General features: G+C 54.8%; 6 protein-coding genes. 1 reads left to right on the top strand and 5 read right to left on the bottom strand.

Translation table 11 applies throughout. The annotated features are described in order from the left end of the window. Positions 1-218: 218 nt before the first annotated feature. Genes nth through rsxD form a run of 4 tightly spaced genes read right to left on the bottom strand, consistent with a single transcriptional unit; the run spans position 219 to position 3273 of the window. On the bottom strand, positions 219-854 hold the full coding sequence (gene nth / locus WG891_RS26460; protein WP_076940128.1) for an endonuclease III: 636 nt from the start codon (positions 852-854) through the stop codon (positions 219-221). Beyond that, entirely contained in the window at positions 851-1552 is a 702-nt protein-coding gene (locus WG891_RS26455) for an electron transport complex subunit E (protein ID WP_337265071.1), read from the bottom strand. The genes nth and WG891_RS26455 overlap by 4 nt, the downstream gene beginning before the upstream one ends. Then, positions 1549-2178 (bottom strand): electron transport complex subunit RsxG, encoded by a 630-nt coding sequence (gene rsxG / locus WG891_RS26450; RefSeq protein WP_337265070.1) that lies wholly within the window; start codon positions 2176-2178, stop codon positions 1549-1551. Before rsxG ends, WG891_RS26455 begins: the two co-directional genes overlap by 4 nt. Before the next feature lie 9 nt (positions 2179-2187). After that, on the bottom strand, positions 2188-3273 hold the full coding sequence (gene rsxD / locus WG891_RS26445; RefSeq protein ID WP_337265069.1) for an electron transport complex subunit RsxD: 1086 nt from the start codon (positions 3271-3273) through the stop codon (positions 2188-2190). 373 nt (positions 3274-3646) lie between these two features. Between rsxD and WG891_RS26440 the strand changes: the two genes are divergently transcribed. Then, entirely contained in the window at positions 3647-4540 is an 894-nt protein-coding gene (locus WG891_RS26440) for a helix-turn-helix domain-containing protein (RefSeq protein WP_337265068.1), read from the top strand. Between the two features lie 32 nt (positions 4541-4572). Here the strand turns inward: WG891_RS26440 and WG891_RS26435 are convergent. Further along, the coding region (locus WG891_RS26435) for a hypothetical protein (protein WP_337265067.1) at positions 4573-4768 on the bottom strand (196 nt) is incomplete at its 5' end.

Here is a 4768-nt window from a genome sequence, read left to right as displayed (position 1 = left end):
AGAAAGCTGTTAACGATATTAAACGCGATGCTGCGAGATAATAGGCAATGGGTGACAAATTAATCATCACCCATTGACTTTAAACACAGCTGCTCTCCCTGCGGGAGAGGGGCGACCCCTTTGCCGTTGATGCATATTTATGCCGCTTTGCGCTTAATTGGTCAGCAGTAGCTACGGCAGGGGGAACAGAGTGAGGCTGACTACGCTTGGGCCGATGATTACAATTCGGTTTTGTCGTTATACTCGCACAGATCTTCGATCAGGCAGGAACCGCAGCGCGGTTTGCGCGCGATGCAGGTATAGCGGCCATGCAGGATCAGCCAGTGGTGGCAGTCCACTTTGAAGGCGGCTGGCACCACTTTCAGCAACTTTTCTTCTACCTGCTCCACGTTCTTCCCTGGAGCAAAGTGGGTGCGGTTGCAGACGCGGAAAATATGCGTATCCACGGCGATGGTTGGCCAGCCAAAGGCGGTGTTAAGCACCACATTGGCCGTTTTACGGCCCACGCCGGGCAAGGCTTCCAGCGCTGCGCGATCTTCCGGCACTTCACCCGCGTGCTTTTCCAGCAGAATACGGCAGGTCTTGATCACGTTCTCGGCCTTGCTGTTAAACAGGCCGATGGTCTTGATGTACTCTTTTACGCCATCAACCCCCAGAGCCAGCATCGCCGCCGGCGTGTTGGCGATCGGGTAGAGTTTGGCGGTGGCCTTGTTGACGCTGACGTCGGTGGCCTGTGCGGAAAGCAGCACGGCAATCAGCAGCTCAAAAGGTGTGCTATAGACCAGCTCCGTGGTTGGGTGCGGGTTGCTGTCCCGTAAGCGGGTCAGAATTTCCAGGCGTTTTTCTTTATTCATAACGCTTTCTCGGCGTGTCCCTGTTCCATTTTGGCTTCAGCCAGCAAAAGTTTAGCTTTGCGCGCCTTCATTTTTTCATCAATCACATACTTGGTTGCCAGCATCAGCCCCAGGCCGATAAACGCCCCCGGCGGCAGCATGGCCAGCAGAAAGGGGCTGTCAAAATGCACGACTTCAATGCGCAGCACCTTGGCCCAACTGCCCAGCAGCATGTCAGCACCGTCAAACAGGGTGCCGTTGCCAATCAATTCGCGCAGCGAACCGAGCACAAACATTGCCCCGGTGGCGCCCAGACCGATGGCGATGCCATCCACCAAGGCCAAACCGACCGGCTTTCTGGCGGCAATGGCCTCGGCACGGCCTACCACGATACAGTTAGTCACGATCAACGGAATAAAAATCCCCAACGACTGATACAGACCGAATGCGTAGGCGTTGATCAACATCTGCACGATGCTGACTGCCGCCGCAATGATCATCACATAAATCGGAATGCGGACTTCGCTGGGCACCCAGCGGCGCAGGGCAGAAGTGGAACCGTTGGTGATGGTCAGCACCAGCGTGGTGGCCAACCCCAGCCCCAGCGCGTTAGTGGCGGTTGAGGTCACCGCCAGCAGCGGGCACAGGCCCAGTAATTGCACCAGCGCAGAGTTGTTTTTCCACAGCCCTTGAACAATTAACTCTTTGACTTCACTCATTCGCTGGCTCCACAGACGGGTAAGGTGTCCAGTTTAGATGGCAGTGTTTCCATATACAACGCCGTACGGCGCACGGCGTTGACCACCGCACGCGGGGTAATGGTGGCCCCGGTAAACTGATCGAACATGCCGCCGTCTTTCTTCACTGCCCAGCGGCCATCATTGGCGCCTTCAACTTTTTTACCGCTGAAGAAGGTGATCCAGTCAGAGAGGCGTAACTCAATTTTGTCGCCAAGCCCTGGGGTTTCGTGATGCTCTACCACGCGGGTACCGAGTACGGTACCGCCAAAATCGGCCCCCACCAGTAGCTTAATTGCCCCGGAATAGCCGTCTGGGGCGGTGGTTTCCAGCGCCGCCGCCACCGGTTGGCCATTTTTACGTGCCAGATACAGACGATGCGGTGCGCCATTGCCCAAGGCCGGATCGCTCACCACCAGGCATTCACTCTGCATATCGTTGTCGTAATATTCCGGCGGAACCACCTGATCCAGCAAGGCTTTCTGCTGGAGCGCTGCCTGGTGGGCAATGGTGGTTTTGGTCAAGGTGTAGACCAGCGCGGTCAAACCGGTGGTCACCGCAGCAAACACCGCCAGGGTGATGCCATGCTTTCTCATTGAATTCAGCATGATAGTTCCTCAGCGGTGGCCATATACGCGCGGCTGCGTATAGTGATCGATTAACGGTACGGTGATATTGGCCAGCAGCACGGCGAACGCCACGCCGTCGGGATAACCGCCATAAACACGGATCAACCAGACCAGCAAACCCACTAAAGCACCGTAAATCAACCGGCCCTTAGGCGTTGTAGAGGCACTGACCGGATCGGTGGCGATAAAGAAAGCCCCCAGCATAGTGGCACCCGAGAAGAGATGCAGCAGCGGCGACGCTTGGTGTGCGGGATCCAGCAGCCAGGCCACGCCTGAACACAGGGCGATGGCGGCCAGCATGCTGAAGGGAATTTGCCAGTGAATCAGCCTGCGCCCGAGCATAAACAGTCCACCGGCCAGGAACCCTAAGTTAATCCACTGCCAGCCGATACCGGCAAACATGCCGCCAAACAGCGGCTGTTGTAGGATTTGCTCTACCGAGTGGCCGCTGCGCAGACCGGTTTTAAAGCCGTCGAGCGGCGTAGCCTGGCTGATGCCGTCAATCCCCAACTGGAGCTGATGGATGGTAGTACCTTGAGCAGTATGGCCGGTAAAAATACTCAGCAGCGTATCTGGCAGCGAGAGTGCGCTGGCTCGCAGTTCGTCCGGCGGTAACCAACTGGTCATTTGCACCGGGAAGGAGATCAGCAGGACCACATAACCGACCATCGCCGGGTTGAACGGATTCTGCCCCAGGCCGCCGTAGAGCTGTTTGGCGATCACAATGGCACAAAGGGTACCTATCACGATCATCCACCAAGGGGCTAATGGCGGCAGGCTGATCCCCAGCAACAGGGCGGTAAGCAGGGCAGAGTTATCTGCCAGCCGCGCGCGCACCGGTTGTTTGCGCAACGCCAGCACTGCAGCTTCTGCCAGCAGCGCTGTCACCATTGCCAGCGCCGTTTGCACCAGATTACCATAGCCAAAGAACCACACCTGTGCGGCCATGCCGGGAATGCAGGCCAGCATCACCCAAAGCATGATCCGGCGGGTGCTTTGCTGGTTATGGGTAAAGGGGGAACTGGCGATATGTAAGCCTTTGGTGGCTGTTTGTTGTACCGGCCTGAACTTCATAGAGTCACTACCATTTCTTTGCCATGTTATCAGCAGGTTCACAGCGCCTTGGTTGCGGCGCCGGGGAAATTACAGCGCTGCATTCTACCTCATTCATACCGAGGGTAATACGTGCTAATGATAAGGATATTCAGGTTTTCGCATTTGCGGCCTGGCAGGGGCCCATCGATGGCCGGGCTGGGCTTTTTCGCCATAAACATGCGCTAGGTTAACCTGACATGAAATGATTTCGCGTATAAAACGTTCGAAAATGATTGGTGCTTACGCGGCTAACACGTTATTTTAGTGGGGATTAGCCGCACAAAATAACAACTTTTATATAATCTACATAGGTTACTATCCCAGGTATTATTAAGTTGGCGAATAAATAATAATGACTGACGAAGACATTTTTTTCATTGAAGAACTGATTGAGTGGGTCGAAATTCACCTGGAAACACGGCCGAATCTTGATGAGGTTGCGCGAATTTCCGGCTATTCCAAATGGCATCTGCAGCGCAAGTTCAAGCGCATTACCGGCATCCAGCTTGCCACCTACATTCGCTCACGCATTCTGACTCGGGCGGCGGTAGCTCTGCGTATTACCCATCGTTCAATTATTGATATTTCCGATGAGCTGGGTTTTGACTCTCAGCAGACCTTTACCCGCATGTTCAAACAGCGATTCGGCATCACGCCAAACCGTTATCGCACCATGGATAAGTGGGATGTGAAAAACCTGATGCCGCGCTTCAACTTCGATGCCCGCTACGAAGCGGATTTTTACCCCGAAGTGAAACGGCTGACGTTGCCGGATATGCATCTGGTGGGGTTCAGACGGGAGCTGGAGTTTGAGGCTTCGGAAGGGATGGCGCTTTCCTCTTGTGTCGCGATGAAATCCGAGATTTTTAAAGATTTCTTCCGTGGGTTGAACGTTGAATGCCACAAGGTTTTCAGCATCCACTCTTCGCGCGAGTCTGGTGATGACGAGTGTTTATCCACGCATGTCATGGCCGTAGAACCTGAACATAAGAAAGACATTCTTTCCGGGCATCATATTGATAATATTCATGTTCCAGGGCGGGAGTATATTTCTATCACCCACCAGGGAACGGCGAAAGAATGTGGGCAGTTTGTGTCTTATCTGATCGCTAACGTCAGGCCGGGGCTGCTGAATGAGGTGAAAGGCAGCGTGGAGATGGAAATGCTCGAAGCCAAAGAGTGGCAACCGGATGCCAAGTTGCGCCAGATTGATATTAATTACACCTATCTGATCTCTATTGATTAAACAGAGCCTTGCGTTCTGCAAGGCTCCTTTCACTACTCTTTATCTGCGGTGGCGAGCTGCTGCGCGGCCTTTTTGGCATTAACGCGCGCGATGGCGGCAGCTACCGCGGCTTTGCGTGGATCGTCTTCTGCGGCAGGTTCAGCCGCTGCGGCCTGCGCTTCCTGCTGCGCGGCCTTTTTGGCTTTAACGCGTGCGAGTGCGGCGGCTACCGCGGCTTTGCGCGGATCG

Origin of the sequence: Serratia sp. MMO-28, assembly GCF_037199905.1 — a bacterium.
GTDB lineage: Bacteria > Pseudomonadota > Gammaproteobacteria > Enterobacterales > Enterobacteriaceae > Chania > Chania oryzae.
The sequence above is the reverse complement of the archived record's forward strand: the minus strand, read 5'-3'. Positions and strand labels throughout refer to the sequence as shown.